1 rRNA gene is annotated in these 1,351 nt (G+C 50.6%); it reads left to right on the plus strand.

Going from position 1 to position 1,351, the window contains the following annotated elements:
• Nucleotides 1-1,351 (plus strand): 23S ribosomal RNA (locus tag B6S09_RS18845); the annotation flags it as partial.

A 1,351-nucleotide genomic window follows, 5' to 3' on the forward strand; every position in this document is an offset into this window, starting at 1 on the left:
CGCGAAAATCTCTTAGTCATGAAATCGAGTAGGACGGAGCACGAGAAACTTTGTATGAATATGGGGGGACCATCCTCCAAGGCTAAATACTACTGACTGACCGATAGTGAACTAGTACCGTGAGGGAAAGGCGAAAAGAACCCCGGAGAGGGGAGTGAAATAGATCCTGAAACCGTATGCGTACAAGCAGTGGGAGCAGACTTTGTTCTGTGACTGCGTACCTTTTGTATAATGGGTCAGCGACTTATTTTCAGTGGCGAGCTTAACCGAATAGGGGAGGCGTAGCGAAAGCGAGTCTTAATAGGGCGTCTAGTCGCTGGGAATAGACCCGAAACCGGGCGATCTATCCATGGGCAGGTTGAAGGTTGGGTAACACTAACTGGAGGACCGAACCGACTACCGTTGAAAAGTTAGCGGATGACCTGTGGATCGGAGTGAAAGGCTAATCAAGCTCGGAGATAGCTGGTTCTCCTCGAAAGCTATTTAGGTAGCGCCTCATGTATCACTGTAGGGGGTAGAGCACTGTTTCGGCTAGGGGGTCATCCCGACTTACCAAACCGATGCAAACTCCGAATACCTACAAGTGCCGAGCATGGGAGACACACGGCGGGTGCTAACGTCCGTCGTGAAGAGGGAAACAACCCAGACCGCCGGCTAAGGTCCCAAAGTTATGGTTAAGTGGGAAACGATGTGGGAAGGCTTAGACAGCTAGGAGGTTGGCTTAGAAGCAGCCACCCTTTAAAGAAAGCGTAATAGCTCACTAGTCGAGTCGGCCTGCGCGGAAGATGTAACGGGGCTCAAACCATACACCGAAGCTACGGGTATCACGTAAGTGATGCGGTAGAGGAGCGTTCTGTAAGCCTGTGAAGGTGAGTTGAGAAGCTTGCTGGAGGTATCAGAAGTGCGAATGCTGACATGAGTAACGACAATGGGTGTGAAAAACACCCACGCCGAAAGACCAAGGTTTCCTGCGCAACGTTAATCGACGCAGGGTTAGTCGGTCCCTAAGGCGAGGCTGAAAAGCGTAGTCGATGGAAAACAGGTTAATATTCCTGTACTTCTGGTTATTGCGATGGAGGGACGGAGAAGGCTAGGCCAGCTTGGCGTTGGTTGTCCAAGTTTAAGGTGGTAGGCTGAGATCTTAGGTAAATCCGGGATCTTAAGGCCGAGAGCTGATGACGAGTGTTCTTTTAGAACACGAAGTGGTTGATGCCATGCTTCCAAGAAAAGCTTCTAAGCTTCAGGTAACCAGGAACCGTACCCCAAACCGACACAGGTGGTCGGGTAGAGAATACCAAGGCGCTTGAGAGAACTCGGGTGAAGGAACTAGGCCTGTCTCTTATACACATCT

It is taken from the genome of Oceanimonas baumannii, assembly GCF_002245495.1.
GTDB classification, from domain to species: Bacteria; Pseudomonadota; Gammaproteobacteria; order Enterobacterales; family Aeromonadaceae; genus Oceanimonas; species Oceanimonas baumannii.